This is a genomic window from Cruoricaptor ignavus, assembly GCF_900141665.1.
Taxonomy (GTDB): domain Bacteria; phylum Bacteroidota; class Bacteroidia; order Flavobacteriales; family Weeksellaceae; genus Cruoricaptor; species Cruoricaptor ignavus.
The window spans coordinates 168,238-185,863 of sequence record NZ_FQYI01000001.1 but is presented as its reverse complement, the minus strand read 5'-3'; the positions used below and the strand labels follow the sequence as shown (position 1 = coordinate 185,863).

15 protein-coding genes and 1 tRNA gene are annotated in these 17,626 nt (G+C 47.4%); 14 read left to right on the top strand and 2 right to left on the bottom strand.

From position 1 onward, the window contains the following. Positions 1-36: 36 nt before the first annotated feature. From BUB43_RS00900 to nusG, 8 genes are all read left to right on the top strand, one after another. Positions 37-1,278, top strand: coding sequence for a TolC family protein (locus tag BUB43_RS00900; protein WP_083541105.1), 1,242 nt, complete (start codon positions 37-39; stop codon positions 1,276-1,278). Positions 1,279-1,289: 11 nt separating this feature from the next. Beyond that, positions 1,290-2,396 (top strand): efflux RND transporter periplasmic adaptor subunit, encoded by a 1,107-nt coding sequence (locus BUB43_RS00895; protein ID WP_185113754.1) that lies wholly within the window; start codon positions 1,290-1,292, stop codon positions 2,394-2,396. A 12-nt stretch (positions 2,397-2,408) separates the two neighbouring features. Further along, a complete protein-coding gene (locus BUB43_RS00890; protein ID WP_073177441.1) occupies positions 2,409-5,522 on the top strand; it encodes an efflux RND transporter permease subunit in 3,114 nt (1,037 codons plus the stop codon). Between the two features lie 38 nt (positions 5,523-5,560). Next, positions 5,561-6,232 carry a YceI family protein gene (locus tag BUB43_RS00885; protein ID WP_073177438.1) on the top strand — a complete coding sequence of 224 codons (672 nt, stop codon included), beginning with the start codon at positions 5,561-5,563 and terminating at the stop codon, positions 6,230-6,232. A 132-nt stretch (positions 6,233-6,364) separates the two neighbouring features. Then, positions 6,365-7,552 carry an elongation factor Tu gene (tuf, locus tag BUB43_RS00880; protein WP_073177436.1) on the top strand — a complete coding sequence of 396 codons (1,188 nt, stop codon included), beginning with the start codon at positions 6,365-6,367 and terminating at the stop codon, positions 7,550-7,552. A gap of 59 nt (positions 7,553-7,611) precedes the next feature. Then, positions 7,612-7,682 (top strand) — tRNA-Trp (locus BUB43_RS00875). 13 nt (positions 7,683-7,695) lie between these two features. Continuing rightward, entirely contained in the window at positions 7,696-7,899 is a 204-nt protein-coding gene (gene secE / locus BUB43_RS00870) for a preprotein translocase subunit SecE (protein ID WP_073177433.1), read from the top strand. Between the two features lie 9 nt (positions 7,900-7,908). Beyond that, positions 7,909-8,457: a transcription termination/antitermination protein NusG gene (gene nusG / locus BUB43_RS00865; protein WP_073177431.1), complete on the top strand. Its 549-nt coding sequence runs from the start codon at positions 7,909-7,911 to the stop codon at positions 8,455-8,457. 29 nt (positions 8,458-8,486) lie between these two features. Here nusG and tilS read toward each other — a convergent pair whose 3' ends face one another. Then, positions 8,487-9,428, bottom strand: coding sequence for a tRNA lysidine(34) synthetase TilS (gene tilS / locus BUB43_RS00860; protein WP_073177428.1), 942 nt, complete (start codon positions 9,426-9,428; stop codon positions 8,487-8,489). Positions 9,429-9,506: 78 nt separating this feature from the next. Here tilS and BUB43_RS00855 point away from each other — a divergent pair, with 78 nt between their 5' ends. From BUB43_RS00855 to BUB43_RS00835, 5 genes are all read left to right on the top strand, one after another. Then, positions 9,507-10,349: an OmpA family protein gene (locus tag BUB43_RS00855; protein WP_073177974.1), complete on the top strand. Its 843-nt coding sequence runs from the start codon at positions 9,507-9,509 to the stop codon at positions 10,347-10,349. 87 nt (positions 10,350-10,436) lie between these two features. Further along, entirely contained in the window at positions 10,437-11,201 is a 765-nt protein-coding gene (locus BUB43_RS00850) for a Fic family protein (protein WP_260200440.1), read from the top strand. A gap of 23 nt (positions 11,202-11,224) precedes the next feature. Beyond that, positions 11,225-11,872 carry an O-methyltransferase gene (locus BUB43_RS00845; protein WP_073177426.1) on the top strand — a complete coding sequence of 216 codons (648 nt, stop codon included), beginning with the start codon at positions 11,225-11,227 and terminating at the stop codon, positions 11,870-11,872. A 3-nt stretch (positions 11,873-11,875) separates the two neighbouring features. Continuing rightward, positions 11,876-12,595: a C40 family peptidase gene (locus BUB43_RS00840; protein ID WP_073177424.1), complete on the top strand. Its 720-nt coding sequence runs from the start codon at positions 11,876-11,878 to the stop codon at positions 12,593-12,595. Beyond that, positions 12,592-13,830: a 3-deoxy-D-manno-octulosonic acid transferase gene (locus BUB43_RS00835; RefSeq protein WP_073177422.1), complete on the top strand. Its 1,239-nt coding sequence runs from the start codon at positions 12,592-12,594 to the stop codon at positions 13,828-13,830. The genes BUB43_RS00840 and BUB43_RS00835 overlap by 4 nt, the downstream gene beginning before the upstream one ends. Here the strand turns inward: BUB43_RS00835 and BUB43_RS00830 are convergent. After that, the gene (locus tag BUB43_RS00830; RefSeq protein ID WP_073177970.1) at positions 13,823-14,575 is read right to left on the bottom strand and encodes a glycosyltransferase family 2 protein; all 753 of its coding nucleotides are present in this window, start codon (positions 14,573-14,575) and stop codon (positions 13,823-13,825) included. The genes BUB43_RS00835 and BUB43_RS00830 overlap by 8 nt on opposite strands. A gap of 150 nt (positions 14,576-14,725) precedes the next feature. On the opposite strand from BUB43_RS00830, the gene leuS reads away from it, so the two are divergent. Continuing rightward, entirely contained in the window at positions 14,726-17,569 is a 2,844-nt protein-coding gene (gene leuS / locus BUB43_RS00825; RefSeq protein WP_073177421.1) for a leucine--tRNA ligase, read from the top strand. Positions 17,570-17,626 lie beyond the last annotated feature (57 nt).

Sequence of the window (17,626 nt, the reverse complement as noted above, 5' to 3'; positions counted from 1 at the left end):
CGGGTAAATTGATTTTTGCGGCTCCAATTTTCTTTTATGAGAAAAGTTTTTGCTGCAATAGTTTTATCAGTCTCAGCGGCTGCCGGCGCTCAAACCCGGCTGACGCTGCCCGAGATGGAAGCCGCATTCCGCAGGAATAATCTGCAGCTCCTCGCCGAGCAATACAATATCTCTCAGGCGGATGCAGAGGTCATCCAGGCAAAAATCTGGGACCTGCCCGAGGCGCAGCTAGAAGTTAATGCCCTTAATCCTGAAAAGCCCTCCTTCTTCAATGTAGGAAATTACAAAAGCCTGCAAATTTCGCAGTTGTTTCTGCTCGGCGGAAAGCGCAGAAAAGAGGTAGAATACTGGCGCGCCAATAAAGAACTGGCGCAGCTGCAGTACAGGCAGCTGGCGGTAGAGCTGCTCGCCAGGCTCCGGCAGTCGGCATACGAGGTATACTTCAGCCAAAAGAAGATTGAAAACATCGACCTGCAGCTGGGCTACCTCGCGGATCTGGTAAAGGCGTACAGGCAGCAGGCGGAGCGCCGGAATGTATCCCTGAAAGATGCGGTAAGGCTGAATGCCATAGTTATTAATTTAAAAGCCCAGCGCGCGGAAATCATAAGCACCATCACCGAGGCAGAAAAGAATTTGCGCATACTTACGGGCCTGCCCGAGGAACTGCTGCCGGAATTCCCCGCTGAGGAAATCCGCTACGCACTACAGCACGAGCCGCTCCTCAGCCTGGAAGATTTGAAAATAAAAGCTGAAAAAAACAATGCGGAATACCTCTATGCCCTGAAGGACATCGAATCCGGCAGCCGCTATCTGGAGTGGCAGAAGTCCCTGAACACTGTGGATATTAGCGGATACCTGCAATACAACCAGGACGGGGGCGTCTTTAAAAATGAAGTGAATGCCGGCATCGCCATACCCCTCCCGCTGTGGAAGAAGAACAACGGAAACATTGCTGGTGCAGATGCGGCACTGCAGCAGAAACGAGCTACCGCCGAATACCGCAAGCAGGAGCTGCAAGCCGAAGTAGCGAAAGCATACCGGCAATGGCAGAGCAGCCGCGCACTTCTAAATTCCGTATCTGAGCGGGATACGCAGGATCTCGAGAAGGTATTTCGGGGTATGACGGAGAATTTCCGACGGGGGAATGTGAGCCTGATAGACTTTACCGATTTCCTCGAAAGTTTCAATGAAACGATGATGCAGCTGAGCGATATGCAGCTGCAGGTGCTGACCGATGCAGAAGAAATCAGCCGCCTGATTCAGGTTCCTTTTAATTAAAATCTTTTCAAATGAAAAACCGTTTCATCCAATCAATAATCCTCACGGCAACTGCCTCCCTTGTGCTGGGCTCCTGCCAAAAAGAGCCGCAAAACCAAGCTCCCCAGCCGGCGGAAGCTCAGAAATTCAGCCTTACCGAAACCATGCTCAGCGGGCTGACGCTCGCTACCGCGCAGGCTGCCCCGGTGGAGGAAGAGCTCAGGTTTTTTGGGAAAATTACCACAGACCAGAATCAGTACATCGATGTATATCCGCTGGTGGGCGGCAATGTGCTGAATGTTTATGTAAGCCTCGGCGATTATGTGCATAAAGGACAGGCGCTCGCCACCATCCGCTCTACGGAGCTCTCTGATGTCCAGCGGGATGTAAGCGATGCCAAGAATGAACTTGCTGTGGCGCAAAATCAGTTGAGGGTGCAAAAGGAACTGTACGACAGCCGCCTGAATACTTCCAGCGATGTAGCCGAGGCGAAGAGCCGTGTGCAGCGCGCCCAGGATGAATTGCGCCGCGCCAGCCAAATCAGCCAGATTTACAACATTAAAAACGGGAATATCTACACCGTCACCGCGCCAATCTCTGGATATGTGGTTTATAAAAACATCAACAAAGATATGCAGCTCCGCAGCGACCGCAGCGATAATATTTTCGATATCGCCAATACGAAAAATCTCTGGGCGCTGGTGAATGTGAATGAGAGCGACATCAGCAAAATATCGACAGGGATGAGGGTGCAGGTATCCACCATTGCCAACCCCGGGAAAAGCTACCCCGGGACGATAGACCGGATTATAAAAGTCATCAACCCGGAAACCAATGCCATGCAGGCGAGGGTAAATCTGGAAAACACCACCGGCGAACTGATACCGGAGAGTAAAGCGACCATCACCGTGAGAAACGCCACCGCAAGCTCCGCTATCGCCATACCTGCGGCAGCATTGATTTTTGATGACAATAAAAACTTCGTGGTGGTGTACCGCTCCGAGAAGGATGTGGAGGTAAGGGAGGTACAGGTCCTTAGCCAGACGGAAGATACCGCCTACATCTCGGAGGGGCTAGCCAGGGGAGAAAGGGTGGCTACGGGCAATCAGCTGATGATCTACCAAGCACTTTCATATTAACTTGATAAAAAGATGAACAAATTAATAAAAAATATCATCGCCTTTTCGCTGAAGAACAAGGGCTTTACATTTTTTTGGGTCACAATACTGACGGTAGCAGGCATCATCAGCTTCCGGCAGATGCCGATAGATGCGTTTCCGGATGTTACCAATACCCAAATAACCATCATCACCCAGTGGAACGGCCGCAGCGCCGAGGAGGTGGAGCGCTTCGTGACCACCCCGGTGGAATTGGCGATGAGCCCGCTGCAGAAGAAAACAAACATCCGCAGCACCACGATGTTCGGCCTGTCCATCATTAAAATAATGTTTGATGATGGCGTAGAGGATGCTTTTGCAAGAAACCAGGTGAATAACCTCATCCGCACCGTGGAGCTCCCAGACGGCGCCGAGCCGGAGGTGCAGCCCCCCTACGGGCCCACGGGCGAGATTTTTCGCTACACGCTGGAGAGCCCAAAGCGCGATTCGCGGGAGTTGCTGACGCTTCAGAACTGGGTGGTGGATAGGGCGCTGCGGGGCGTACCGGGTGTGGCAGATGTCAATGTCTTCGGCGGTCAGGAAAAAATTTACCTCATCAGCATAGACCCGAGAAAGCTGGAAACCTTCGGGCTTACCTCGGCGGCGATCCACGAGGCCGTGTCGCGCAGCAACCTGAATGTGGGCGGGGATGTGATTGAGAAAAGCGGCCAGTCTTATGTGGTGCGCGGCATCGGGCTGCTGGGCAGCATTCAGGATATCGAAAATGTAATCGTAAGGAACGACCGCGGGAACCCTATCCTCGTAAAAAACATAGCAAAGGTGGAGGAAGGCTCCCTACCCAGAGTGGGACAGGCAGGGCTTAACGATAAAAACGATGTGGTAGCAGGCATCGTGGTGATGCGCAAAGGCGAAAACCCTGAAGAAGTACTGAAGGCGGTAAAAGAAAAAATAGAGGAGCTGAACACGAAGATCCTCCCGCCGGATGTAAAACTCAGAACATTTTACGACAGGCAGGACCTTATGGATTTCACCACGAGCACCGTGGAGCACAACCTCCTGGAAGGCATCGTGCTGGTGACGGTGGTGGTCTTCCTCTTCATGGCGGACTGGCGTACCACGCTCATAGTCGCCCTCGTGATACCGCTGTCGCTGCTGTTTGCCTTTTTCTGCCTTAATTTGGCTGGTATGAGCGCCAACCTCCTCTCCCTAGGCGCGATAGATTTCGGAATCATTATAGACGGGGCTGTGGTAATGGTGGAAGGAATCTTTGTAATGCTGGATCATAAAGCATCAAAATACGGGATGGAGCGCTTCAACAGGATGGCGAAAGGCGGCTGGATAAAAAATACCGGCGCGGGGCTTGGCAAGGCGATTTTTTTCTCAAAGCTCATCATCATCACCTCGCTGCTGCCGATATTCTCCTTCCAGAAGGTGGAGGGCAAGATGTTCTCCCCGCTGGCGTATACGCTGGGCTTCGCACTGCTGGGCGCGCTGCTCTTCACGCTTACGCTGGTGCCGGTGCTGTGCCATATTTTGCTCAACAAAAATGTGCGCGAGAAGCATAATAAATTCGTACAATTCTGGGACAGGATTGTGGAAAAGGCATTCGTTTATACCTTTAAACACAAGAAAAGCAGCCTCGCCGCGGCGCTGGCATTCCTTGTCATCACGCTGTTCTCGGCTAAATTTCTCGGGACGGAATTTTTACCGACACTGAACGAGGGCGCCCTGTGGGTGACTGCAGAGCTCCCAATGAGCACGAGCCTCAACGAATCCCTGAAAACAACCGAGAAACTTAAAAAAGAAATCCTGAGCCTGCCGGAAGTCACCGGGGTGCTTACCCAAACCGGGCGCAGCAACGACGGCACCGACCCCAACGGCTTCGGATTTATACAATTTGCCGTAAACCTGAAACCGAAAGAGAAATGGGAACGCAAAATATCCTACGACGAACTGATAGGGGAGATGGACGGCAAGCTGCGGCAGTATCAGGGAGTGACCTACAACTACTCACAGCCGATCTCGGATAATGTGGCAGAGGCGGTGGCAGGTTTTAAGGCAGAAAACGGCATCAAGATTTATGGCGATAATCTTCGCACTCTGGACCGTATTGCCAAAGAGGTTTTAGATAAAATAAAGGATATCAAAGGGATAGAGGATGCGGGCATTATTAAAAACATCGGGCAGCCGGAGGTGTCGGTAATTCTCAACCGGCAGAAGATGGCGCAGTACGGCGTGTCGCTGGACGATGCACAGGCTGTGCTGGAGGCGGCTTTCGGAGGCGTCACGGCATCCACGCTTTACGAGGGCGAGCGGCGCTTCGATATCCGCATCCGCTACGAAAAGGATTACCGGAAGGATGAAAACGATATTGCCCAGCTGATGGTGCCCACGCAGGAGGGAGGCCTCATCCCCCTGAGGGAAATCTGCAACATCCGCCGGCAGAATGGCGCTGCCTTTATCTATCGGGATGATATTAAAAGGTACATCGGTATCAAGTTCTCCATCCGCGACCGCGACCTGGGCAGCACCATCGCAGAGGCGCAGAAAAAGGTCTCGGAAATCAAAATCCCGGAGGGGTACCGGGTTGGATGGACGGGGCAGTTTGAAAATCAGCAGCGTGCCACAAAGCGGCTGGGGCAGGTGGTTCCTATAAGTTTGCTCGGGATATTTTTCCTCCTGTTCATACTTTTCGGTAATATGAAGGACGCGCTGCTGGTATTGGCGAATGTCCCCTTCTCGCTCATAGGAGGCATCATCGCGCTGCACCTTACCCGGATGAATTTCGGCATTTCTGCCGGTGTGGGGTTCATTGCCCTGTTTGGGATATGCATCCAGAACGGCGTGATTCTCCTCACGGAATTTCATAAAAATATAAAATTAGGAATGAATGTGGATACCGCCATTGCCAAAGGCATCCGCGACCGCACACGGCCGGTGGTGATGACGGCGCTGATGGCGACCATAGGGCTGGTACCCGCTGCGCTTTCCACGGGCATAGGCTCGGAGTCGCAAAAGCCGCTTGCCATCGTGATCATCGGCGGGCTGCAGACGGCCACGGTGCTTACCCTGCTGATCTTCCCTGTGATTTTTCGGATATTCAACCACGAAGGTAGAGGCGTAAGGCCTGGCCGCAGATCAATATAAAAAAAATGTATATTTGCGGATAATCTAAATTTATTCTAATGAAAAAAATTACAGTAATGATGTTTGCTGCGGCATTGGCAGCTACGGCATGCAAGGACAACAAAACTGCAGACAGCGTTTCTACCGGTACCGAGCAGAGCGCGGCGGCGCACTCCGGCGATGCCTACACCATTGATCAGTCCGCCTCCACCATCAAGTGGCACGCGACGCACAAGGGCGGCCTCAATCCCCGCTACGGCACGGTATCCGGCACTGGCACGCTTTCGGCCGATAACGGCAACCTCGTTTCCGGTGAGTATACCGCAGATATGAACACGCTGCTTACAGATCCTGCTGCAGTAAACCCAAATGAAGGAAAGAAATCTACCGACCTGGACGAGCACCTGAAAAGCGAAGATTTCTTCGATGTTGCAAGCCACCCGAATGTTGTTTTTACTATCACAAAAGTTGAGGATCTGGCTGCTGGAACCGAAGCCAGACTTGAGGGTGCCAATAAGCTGGTGAGCGGAAATCTGAGCATTAAAGGTCAGACGGTGAATGTAACCTTCCCGGCAAAAGTTGATGTGGCAGAAAATGAGTTGAGGCTGGCTTCAAAATTCATTATCAACAGGAAAGACTGGGGACTGAATTATAAAACGGAGGGCAACCCTGCCGACTGGGCTATATCGCAGGATGTGGAGCTGGATCTTAATATTTTAGCAAAAAAATAAAATTCCGCGCAATACAGAGTCGCGCACTTTAGAATGGTGCGCGATTTTTTTGCAAAAAATTTTTTTATTATGAAATTTGCTTATATTTGCAAACCGAAAACGAAACTAAAAAATAATCAATAATTTAAAATCATGGCAAAGGAAACGTTTAATCGTAACAAGCCGCACTTGAACATCGGTACCATCGGTCACGTAGACCACGGTAAAACCACTCTTACTGCGGCAATCTCCAAAGTGCTTTCTGACAAAGGTCTTGCTGAGAAAAGAGACTTCTCCGCTATCGACTCTGCTCCGGAAGAAAAAGAAAGAGGTATCACCATCAACACTGCGCACATCGAGTACGAAACTGAGAACAGACACTATGCACACGTGGACTGCCCTGGACACGCCGACTATGTGAAGAACATGGTTACTGGTGCTGCTCAGATGGACGGTGCTATCCTTGTGTGTGCTGCTACGGACGGTCCTATGCCGCAAACTCGTGAGCATATCCTGCTTTGCCGCCAGGTAAATGTACCGCGCATCGTAGTGTTTATGAACAAAGTGGATATGGTGGATGATGCTGAGCTTCTTGAGCTTGTAGAGCTTGAGCTTCGCGACCTTCTTTCTACTTATGAATATGATGGTGACAATTCTCCTGTAATCCAGGGTTCTGCACTTGGCGCACTTAACGGTGAAGACAAGTGGGTGAAAACTGTGGAAGAGCTTATGGATGCTGTGGATACTTGGATTGAGCAGCCGGTTCGTGACCAGGATAAGCCATTCCTGATGCCGATTGAAGATGTATTCTCCATCACTGGTCGTGGTACCGTAGCAACTGGCCGTATCGAATCCGGTGTTATCAACACTGGTGATGCTGTGGACATCGTAGGTATGGGCGATGAGAAACTTACTTCTACTGTAACTGGTGTGGAAATGTTCCGCAAAATCCTTGACAGAGGTGAAGCTGGTGATAATGTTGGTCTTCTTTTGAGAGGTATTGAAAAAACTGACATCAAGAGAGGTATGGTAATCGCTAAGCAAGGTTCCGTTACTCCGCACAAGAAATTCAAGGCAGAGGTTTATATCCTTTCCAAGGAAGAGGGTGGCCGCCACACGCCGTTCCACAACAAGTACCGTCCGCAGTTCTATGTGAGAACTACCGATGTTACAGGTGAAATCTTCCTGCCTGAAGGAACTGAGATGGTAATGCCTGGTGACAACCTTACCATTACTGTTGAACTTCTTCAGCCAATTGCACTTAATGTAGGTCTTCGTTTCGCTATCCGCGAAGGCGGCAGAACTGTAGGTGCAGGTCAGGTTACTGAAATCCTTGACTAAAAGATTAGTTTAAATAATAAAAAGTTCCCGTGAGGAAACTTGCGGGACTTTTTTAATCTACGGGCATCGTCCAATGGTAGGATACCGGTCTCCAAAACCGTTGATCAGGGTTCGAATCCTTGTGCCCGTGCTTTTGTAAGGCAATGAGTTTAGTAAATTACATAAAAGATTCTTTCTACGAATTCCGTCATAAGGTTGAGTGGCCGAAGTGGGCAGACTTGCAGCAGTCCGCCGTAGTGGTTACTGTAAGTACCGTACTTCTTTCACTTTTCACCTTTGGAGTTGATGAACTCTTTGCCAAGGCAATCAGAAATATTTTAACATTGCTCATCAATTTGTTCAACTAATATTTTCCAATGAGTGAAGATCTGAAGTGGTATGTGCTGAAGGCAGTCAGCGGTCAGGAAAATAAAGTAAAAAACTATATCGAGAACGAAATGAAGCGTCTTGGTATGGAGGATTATGTTACCCAGGTAGTGATACCTATGGAGAAGGTAATCCAGCTGAAAAACGGAAAAAAGGTTCCGAAAGAACGCCCGTACTATCCAGGCTACTTAATGGTTGAAGCCAATCTCAGTGGCGAAATACCACATATCATCAAAAACATTCCAGGTGTAGTATCTTTTTTGTCTTTAACAAAGGGCGGAGATCCGGTACCAATGCGAAAGAGCGAGGTAAACCGTATGCTTGGAAAAATGGACGAGCTTTCCGAATTCCCTGTAGACGCAGCGATTCCTTTTGAGATAGGCGAAAGTGTAAAAGTGATAGACGGACCTTTTAACAGCTTTACCGGTACTGTAGAAAAAATTATTGAAGATAAAAAGAAAATAGAAGTCTCGGTATCAATCTTTGGCAGAAAAACCCCGATGGAGCTGAATTTTATGCAGGTCGAAAAAATCACTTAATAATGATAGCCGCTTATTTAGCGGTTTTTTTATTGTTTGTTTCTACTTCGAGTTCTGCATATTATTTCTTGGCGCGTGATCCAGATTTCGTGCGTTCTGCTACGGAGCATTTTGCCGCTTTCCGCCGATAAAACCTTCGCGATTTCTTCGCCGCTGAAACCTAACCTGCGGATGATTTCCCTTGATAAAAACTCATCTTTTCCCAGAAGTTTTTCACGGTTCAGGCGGAAGTTCTCATCATCACCATCTACAAAAATCTCGGAAAAAGCCTTGACAATTTCCCTTTGTATAAAGGCATTCGCAGAATTCAGGTGCTGTATGGATTCGCCGAAGCCCGAAAGAAAATTCGGGAAAACCTTCTTCAGTTTCGGCGAAACATCGTGCCGCACCCTGTTCCGCAAATAATCATCTGAAAAATTGCTCAAATCTTCACGGAAAATTACGCCGTGCGCTTCAGCATAATCGTAGATTTCATCCTTGGTAAAATTCAGCAGCGGCCGCAGGATTTTATCGGATTTCGCTGGAATTCCGCCCAGGCCTTTTATCCCAGATCCACGGGAAAGATTGATGAGAAAGGTTTCCAACTGGTCGTCTAAATGGTGCGCCGTAAGCACGGCGGCCAGGTTTCTTTCCGATAAAAGTTTGAAGAAAAAATCATAGCGCAGGTTTCTGGCCCAAATCTGGACGGAATGCCGCGGTTTACCATCACTTGCCGAGACCTTATATATATGGTGTGCAATCCCGTTTTCTTCGGCGAAGTGCCGTACCAATGCTTCATCCTTTTCGGAATCTTCTCCGCGAAGTTTATAGTTGATGTGCGCAATTTCGAACCGAAAATTCAGCCTCAGGCAAAGGTCTGCCAGCACCATAGAATCCGCACCGCCACTGATTCCTAAAAGGAATTTCCTTTCGGCAAAATCTCCTGCCAGGCGCAAAAATTCGGTGGAAAAAGTATCGGTCGTAAGCTTCATTGGCAATCTTCACCGGCAAAGATAATGGCTTTTAAAAAAGGAATTTGTAAATTTGACCAAACAAAATCTGTGAATATGATGAAAACCACGAAGTTTTTCGCATTGGCGATGATGCTTTTGGCGCTGGCAAGCTGCGTAAGCCAGAAGCAGTACGATGCGCTGAACGCTAACTACAAAACGGCGATTGACAACCTGGGCGAGCGCCAAAGGGAAATCCAAGACCTGAAAGGGCAGAACAGCGGACTGATGAGCGAGAACAGCCTGCTGAAAGATCAGAACAACGCGCTGAAATCTTCGCTGGATGCCTGCCTGAGCAATGCTGGGAAAGGCTCGGCGAACATTGATAAACTGATTGGCGAAATCAACGCTTCCAACAAGTACATCAAGCAGCTGATCTCCACGAATGCACGGAACGACAGCCTGAACCTTGCGCTTTCCAACAAGCTGAAACGCTCGCTGGATGATGTGGCGGATAATGATGTTCAGGTGAAGGTTCTGAAAGGCGTGGTGATGATTTCGCTATCGGACAAAATGCTCTACAACACTGGTGATTACCGTATTCTTCCGGCAGCCAAGGCGGTTCTTGGAAAGGTGGCAGCGGTGATAAACGATTACGATACTTATTCCGTTCTCATCGAAGGTAATACCGATAATGTGCCGCTGAACTCTAGCAATTTGCCGCGTGACAACTGGGATCTTTCCGCACTTCGCGGAACTTCCGTGGCTAAGGTTCTGCAGAATGAATTCGGTGTAGATCCTTCGAGAATTACGGCGGGCGGCCGAAGCGAATACAACCCGAAAACTACGAACGCATCAGTTTCCGGCAGGGCGGAAAACCGCAGAACGGAAATCATCATTATGCCGAAGCTTGATGAATTTATGAAGCTGATGGACATAGCACCTACCAACCAAAAGCGTTAATTTTTTCAAAAACAATCCCAAATGCCAAGGCCTTTTGCTTTGGCATTTTTGGTTTTTGGCGGAAGGTGAATATTCCTTATTTTTGGTATGATGAAACTTTCGGACAGGCCTTGTTTTAATCAGTTAATCGAAGAAGCTGGTAGCAGAATTTTGCAAAAAGTGAGCGGCTTCAGCGCTAATTCTGAAACTCAGGATTTTGGGTATCAGACGGATGCTTCGGCGGTTTATTCATCCAATATCGAAGGCAACACGGTGGATCTAAATTCCTTTATGAATTTCCGCCTCCAAAAAGAAATCCATCGGGAAGCCAAGGATTTAAAGGAAATAGATGACCTGAGCAAAGCCTATAATTTCGCGCAGAACAACCCATTAACCGAAGGAAGTTTTCTGGAAGCGCACCGCATTTTTTCCGAAGAGCTTCTCATAAAAAGTTTGCGCGGCAATTACCGCAACTCCAAAGTTGGCGTTTTTGGCAGTGAAGGTCTGGTTTATATGGCTGTGGAAGAGCATCTGGTGCCAGAAATTATGTCCGAGTTTTTTACGGAAATTTCCGCTTTGCTGAATGAGAGGCTGGATGCTGCGGAAGCCTTCTATTTCGCTTCGCTGATTCATCTCAGAATGGCGCACATTCACCCATTTCTGGATGGTAACGGAAGGGCGGCAAGGCTTATGGAGAAATGGTTTCTCGCCGAAAAGCTCGGCAAGGAATTTTGGAAGCTGCCTTCCGAAAAGTTTTACAAGGAAAACCGTGCGGATTATTACAAAAACATCAGTCTCGGTTTCGATTTTTATAGTGTGGATTATTCCAAAGCGCTGCCGTTTCTGCGGATGCTGCCGGAATCTCTGGGCTAGAAATATTTCTCTAAATTTGAGCGATGAGTTATTTTGAAGAGCAGCATCCTGAAATGGACAGATATCTGGAGGCACACGCAGCGCAGGAGCCGGAAATTCTTCGCAGGCTGCGCCGCGAAACTTACCAAAAAACCACGCAGCCACATATGATTTCCGGATATCTTCAGGGCAGGTTGCTGAGCCTGATTTCCAAAATGCTCTCGCCTGAGAAGGTGCTGGAAATCGGGACTTTCACAGGCTATGCCACGCTATGCTTGGCGGAAGGCCTGGCAGAAAACGGGAAAATCATAACGCTGGATGTGAACGAAGATTTGGCGTATCTTCCCAAAAAATATTTTGCGGAAAGTGAGTTTGCCGAGAAAATCGATTTCAGGCTGAAAAATGCAGTTGATTTTTTAAATGAAACGGATGAAATTTTCGACCTGATTTTCGTGGATGCCGATAAGCAGAACTACCCGGAATATTTCCGATTGGCAAAGGAAAAAACGAAAAGCGGCTCGGTAATTTTGTTTGACAATGTGCTTTGGTACGGCAAAGTTTTGCAGGAAAACCCAGCTTCAAAGCAGACTTTAAAAATAAAGGAAGTGAACGAAATAATCACGCAAGATGTTGATTTTGAGAATGTTATACTACCAATTCGTGACGGTGTTCATTTGCTGAGAAAAAAATAATTTATGGAAAAAGCGGTTTGCTCGGTTTCTGTGGCGCCAATCCGTGCGGAAAATTCTGATCGCGCTGAAATGGTAACCCAAATGCTTTTCGGCGAAAGCTGCGATGTACTGGATGTTCAGAACAACTGGACGAAAATCCGGATGGATTTCGACGGCTACGAAGGCTGGCTGGATACCAAGCAAATCACGCCGGTTTCCCACGAAGATTGGCAGCGTAGAAAGGTAAACCTGGTGCGCGAAACCTTCACTTCCGCAGTTTTGCAAAGCGGGAAAATCCTTTTATCAATGGGCTCTGAAGTGGATTTCCAAACCACGGTGCCACAGCGCAGCGATAATTTGCGCGAAAGCATCGCCATAGCAGCACGGGAATTTCTGAATGTGCCGTATTTGTGGGGCGGAAGATCGTTTTTCGGGATCGACTGCAGCGGTTTTGTGCAGCTGGTATTTAAAATTCACGGCATCCAATTGCCGAGAGATGCCTATCAGCAGGCTGAAGCAGGAACTTTGCTGGATTTTGTAGGCGAAGCAAAGCCCGGCGATTTGGCGTTTTTCGAGAACAGCGAAGGCAGAATCATTCACATCGGCATAATGCTGGAGGAGCAGAAAATCATTCACGCCCACGGAAAAGTGCGGATTGATATGCTGGATTCCACGGGGATATACAATGCCGAACAGAAAAAATACACGCACAGACTGCGCTTCCTGAAACGAATTTTAGAATGAAAATTCTCTACAATATTTTTGTGGAATTCCTGATTTTCGGGATGAAATTCGCTGCTTTTTTTAACGAAAAAGCAAAAAAAAGTGTTGAAGGCAAAAGCAAAAGCGAAGCCATTATCCGCAGAAAATTCAGTGAAACCGACAGAATAATCTGGATGCATGCCGCAAGTTTGGGGGAGTATGAACAGGGATTGCCGGTTTTGCAGCAGCTGAAACAAAAATTTCCCGGCAGGAAAATTCTCATCACTTTTTTCTCGCCTTCAGGCTATGAAATTGTTGCCAAAAAAAATCACATTGCTGATGCAGTGTGCTATTTGCCTTTCGACAGAAAAGCCGATGTGCAAAGGTTTTGCGGAAATTTTCAGACGGAAATTTTCTTCACGGTAAAGTATGATTTCTGGTACAATCTGCTCGAAACTTTGAAAGAAAACGGCGCTAAAGTTTTCGTGGTTTCTGCGCTGTTTTATGAGCAGCAAATTTTCTTCAAACCTTACGGGCAGTGGTTCGTGCGGAAACTCAATGAAACGGTGAGTTTCTTTTTTCATCAAAACAGTTCATCCTTAAAACTTTCAAAAACTGTGGGCTTAAAAAATGGCGCAGTTTCCGGCGATACGCGTTTTGACAGGGTGAAGCAGAATTTGATGAGGGATAATTCTGTGGATTTTATAGGTGAATTTAAAGGTAATTCAAAACTGGTGGTTTTCGGAAGTTCGTGGGAAGCTGAAGAGAATATTGCTGAGCTTTTAGCTGAAAAACAGCAGGTTAAAATCATTTTGGCACCGCACGATTTGAAAAGAATTCCTGAAATCAAAAGGAAATTTCCAGCGGCCAAACTTTACTCAGAGTTTCAAAATGAAACTAATAGTTTCGATTTTCAAACCTTGATAATTGACAGCGTCGGTTTGCTTTCGAAAATTTACAACTATGCCGGTATTGCGGTGGTTGGCGGCGGTTTTCATTCCAAAGGCCTGCACAATATTCTGGAAGCCGCGGTGTTTGGCGTGCCTGTAATTTTCGGCAATCATTACCGAAAAAATCCGGAAGCCGATGCCCTGATTTTAGCAAATGGAGCGAAATCTTTCACGGATGAAAAATCAGCGGCGGAATTTATTTTTGAATTACTGAAAAATCCACAGCAGATTTCAGAAATGGGATATGCAGCAAGGCAGTTCGTTGAAAATCAACCAGATGCCACGGAAATCGTCATCGGGAAAATTGAAGAAATATGCCCTAATTGAATAACTTGGAATATTTCAAAAAACCGTTGAACGCCCAATTTGCCGTGTAATACAGCGATTTCAGCGCGGAAAATTTCATATGTTCCCGGTAAACCAAATACTGATCCCGCACGATTTTCGATTTCCGACGAGAAACGCTTGCAGAATGCATCCTGTACTTCGCCATCGTTTTCGGCAGCGGTTTTCCCTCGGGAATTTTCCGCAGCAGATTCAGCCACATCACATGGTCTTCACGCTTGCTGCCTTCCGGGAAAAATTCCTTGCCAACTCTCGCAGAATCGTACATCGAGCTCAGCAGAGAAAGCCTGCAGGTTTTCAGTAAGTTATTGAAAGTCACGGTTTTATCCGCTTTGAAATCTTCGAGAACAGGGTTCAGATTTTCATCACACCGTGCATAGTTGGAGTACGCCAGCTCAGCATTTTCTCGCTTCATAAAGCCCACCATTTCTTCCAGAAAATTTGGTTCCCAAAAATCATCGGCATCCAGAAAAGTGATGAACCTTCCGGAAGCCTTTTCCAGCGCCAGATTTCTTGCGTGGCCTGCACCACCGTTCTGCGCCGATTTTATCAGGATGATTCTCTCATCATTTTCCCGACCGATAATTTCCGCAGAATTATCCTGAGAAGCATCATCCGCAATAATCCATTCCCAATCTGTAAACGATTGATTTTTAACCGATTGTATCGTTTCCTGCAAATACTTCGCAGAATTGTAGCAGGGCGTGATGATGGAAACTTCGGGCATCATTTTGCAAAAATAATAGAAATTAAAGTGCCAGGTAAAAAGAACCAAGTAAAAATTTTAGCACAGCATAAAACCGATTTAATCTCAATCTTAACCTTAACCTAAAATTTCCAAAAACATTAAATTTGCGTTTTGCGAAAATTTTCACGAATGTTTTACGACCATCAAGCGATTGAGCGAAAGTGGCAGAAAATCTGGAATGAACGGCAGACTTTCCGTGCTGCGGAGCCGAACGAAACAGAGAAACCGAAGTTCTATGCGCTGGATATGTTCCCCTATCCATCGGGCGCAGGCCTGCATGTAGGGCATCCTCTGGGCTACATCGCCTCGGATATTTATGCCCGCTTCAAAAGGCACCAGGGTTATAATGTGCTGCACCCAATCGGCTACGATTCCTTCGGGCTTCCGGCGGAGCAATATGCGATTCAGACGGGGCAGCATCCTGCAATTACGACGGAAGAAAATGCGGCGAGATACGAAGAGCAGCTTCGCAGAATCGGCTTTTCTTTTGATTGGAGCCGTGAGCTGAAAACTTCTGATCCTGCCTATTATAAATGGACGCAGTGGATTTTTGTTCAGTTGTTTCATTCGTGGTATGATTTTGAAACCGACAAAGCGGAGCCGATTTCTACGCTCGTTAACCATTTTCAAAAATTTGGAACTGAAAATCTAAATGCAGCGCAAACCGACGCCTTGAATTTTTCAGCGGAAGAATGGAACAACGCATCAGAAGCCGATCAGCAGGATATTCTGCTGAATTATCGCCTGGCTTACCGGGCAGAAACCACCGTGAACTGGTGCCCTGCCTTGGGAACCGTTTTGGCGAACGATGAGGTGAAGGATGGCAAATCTGAGCGCGGCGGCCATTCGGTTTTCCAGAAGAAAATGATGCAGTGGAGTATGCGGATTTCTGCCTATTCCGAACGCCTTCTGAACGGCCTTGAAAATCTCGACTGGCCGCAGCCTTTGAAGGATTCTCAGGAGTACTGGATTGGAAAGAGCGTGGGGGCTTCTATTAAATTTGAAATTCAAAATTCGAAGTTTGAAGTTTCCCAAAATGAAAAATCTACGGTAGAAATTTTCACCACAAGGCCTGATACTATTTTCGGTGCCACATTTATGGTGCTGGCGCCAGAGCATCCTTTGGTGGAAGAACTGACGACTGATGACCAGAAAGCCGAAGTGGAAAATTACACCGAAGAAACCTCGAAAAAATCGGAGCGGGAAAGGATGGCCGATGTGAAAAATGTTTCGGGCGCCTTCACGGGGAGCTATGCCGTGCATCCATTTACAGGAAAGGCTTTGCCGATTTTCATCTCTGATTATGTGCTGATGGGCTATGGAACGGGAGCGGTGATGGCGGTGCCTGCCCACGATGAAAGAGACCACCGTTTTGCGAAGAAATTCGGACTGGAAATTATAAATGTCATTGAACACGATGGCGATGTGCAGGAAGAGTCCTACGATTCCAAAGATTCTGTTTGCGTGAATTCTGAGTTTCTGAACGGCCTTAATTATAATGATGCGAAAATAAAAATCCTTGAGAAAATTGAAGCACTAGGCATCGGAAAAGGGATGACGAACTATAGGCAGCGCGATGCGATATTTTCCCGCCAAAGATACTGGGGTGAGCCTGTGCCGGTGTATTTCAAGGACGGCTTGCCGTACACTTTGCCGGAATCTGCACTGCCGCTGGAATTGCCGGAAGTTGAAAAATACTTGCCGACGGAAGACGGCGAGCCACCGCTTGGAAATGCGAAAAATTGGGCTTGGGATGAGGCCAACGAGAAAGTTGTGGAATCTCAACTGATTGATAATGAGAAGGTTTTCCCGATTGAGCTTTCCACGATGCCTGGCTGGGCAGGCAGTTCCTGGTATTTCCTGAGGTATATGGATCCGCGGAATGATGGGTATTTTTGCCAAAAGGAAAAATCGGATTATTGGGGGCAGGTTGATTTGTACATCGGGGGAAGTGAGCACGCCACAGGGCATCTGCTGTATTCGCGATTCTGGAATATGTTCCTGAAAGACCGCGGTTTCATAGCGCAGGAAGAGCCTTTCCAAAAGCTCATCAATCAGGGGATGATTTTGGGGATGAGTGCGTTTGTCTTCCGGATTGAAGGAACGAATAAATTTGTCTCGAAAAATTTAGCCAAAGATTATCAGACGCAGAAAATCCACGCGGATGTTTCGCTGCTGAAAGGTGCAACGGATGAGCTGGATGTTGAATTGTTCAGAAACTGGCGGCCTGAATTTGCCGACGCGGAATTTATCTTGGATGACGAAAAATATCTGGTAGAGCGGGAAGTCGAAAAAATGTCGAAATCCAAATACAATGTGGTAAACCCTGATGATATTTGTGATGAATACGGCGCCGATTGCTTGAGGCTTTACGAAATGTTCCTCGGTCCGCTGGAACAAAGCAAGCCGTGGAACACGCAGGGTTTGTCGGGCGTTTACGGTTTCCTGAAAAAATTCTACAACCTGTATTATAATGGTGATGAATTTTCGGTTTCGGATGAAGCGCCTACGAAGGCTGAACTGAAAGTGCTGCACACTTTAATCAAAAGGTTCACCTATGATATCGAGCATTTTTCGTTCAATACATCGGTGTCGCAGTTTATGATTGCGGTGAATGAGCTGCAGAAGCTGAAGTGCAACAAGCGGCAGATCCTGGAACCTTTGGCGGTTTTGATTTCGCCGTATGCACCGCACATTTGCGAAGAGCTGTGGGAAAAATTAGGCCACGAAACTTCGGTTGATTTTGCGGCTTTCCCTGAGCTGAACGAAGCTTTCTTGGTGGAAGATGAATTTGAATATCCGGTAAGTTTTAACGGGAAGATGCGTTTCAAACTGGCTTTGCCTACAGGTATGGAACCGCAAGATGTGGAGAAAGCGGCACTTGCTGACGAGAGAGTTTTGGCGCAGCTTGCCGGAAACACGCCGAAAAAGGTGATTGTGGTGAAGGATAAGATTGTGAATATTGTTCACTGACAGAAAAAAATGAAATTAATTAATTTTTTATTTTAAGCTGGCGATAGCTATAATTTT